Origin of the sequence: Thioclava indica (assembly GCF_000714545.1) — a bacterium.
Lineage (GTDB): Bacteria > Pseudomonadota > Alphaproteobacteria > Rhodobacterales > Rhodobacteraceae > Thioclava > Thioclava indica.
Genome location: NZ_AUNB01000099.1, coordinates 1 through 1,005, shown reverse-complemented (window position 1 = coordinate 1,005; position 1,005 = coordinate 1). Strand labels below are relative to the sequence as shown.

The 1,005-nt window shown below is 56.1% G+C and carries 1 protein-coding gene; it reads left to right on the top strand.

What is annotated here, in order from left to right:
• Positions 1–49: 49 nt before the first annotated feature.
• Positions 50–1,005: IS481 family transposase (locus DT23_RS18255; RefSeq protein WP_038133737.1), on the top strand; the 956-nt coding region annotated here is incomplete at its 3' end.

Genomic DNA, 1,005 nt, shown 5'->3' with positions numbered 1-1,005 from the left:
TCCCACGGTTTGATGGTGCGATCCTTTCTCAGGTTTGGAAGGAAGCATTATGGGACAAGTTCGTCACGGGAGCGCCACGACAACGCACGCCGTCAGAGCTGCAATACAGCGATCGCAAGCTTCGCTCGCGCAGCTAAGCAAGGAGTTGGGTATCAACCCCAAGACCGTTGCTAAGTGGCGTAAGCGTGCGACAGTCGAGGACTTGAAGACCGGGCCAAAGGAGCCGCGCTCTACCGTTCTCACTGAAGCTGAGGAGGCAATGATCGTTGCATTCCGGCGGCACACTCTGCTGCCGCTGGATGATTGCCTCTATGCTCTGCAGCCATCGCTTCCGCATCTGACCCGGTCGGCATTGCATCGTTGCCTTCAGCGGCACGGGATCTCTCGCTTGCCGGATGTCGAGGGCGACAAGCCTAAGCGCCAGAAGTTCAAGCGTTACCCGATCGGCTTCTTTCATATCGATATCGCGGAAGTTCAGACGGTGGAGGGCAAGCTCTATCTCTTTGTGGGCATTGACCGGACCAGCAAATTTGCAGTCACGCACCTCGTGGATAAGGCGGATCGCAAGACAGCGTGGGAGTTTCTCGAGCGCCTGCTTAAGTCAGTCCCCTATCGCATCCACACGATCCTGACTGATAACGGCATCCAATTCGCTGAGCAGCCCCGCAACCGTAACACAGCATACTCACGGCAAATGCGCTTCGACATGATCTGCGAAGCAAATGGGATCGAGCACCGGCTGACCAAGCCAAACCATCCTTGGACCAATGGCCAGGTCGAGCGGATGAACCGAACGATCAAGGAGGCGACGGTGAAACGATACCATTACGACAGCCATGATCAGCTGCGCACGCACCTCGCCGACTTCATGGCGGCCTACAACTTCGCACGCAGGCTAAAGACCCTGAACGGCCTCACACCCTACGAATACATCTGCAAAATCTGGACTTCAGAGCCAGATCGATTCATCATAAATCCGATCCACCAGATGCCGGGACTGAACAC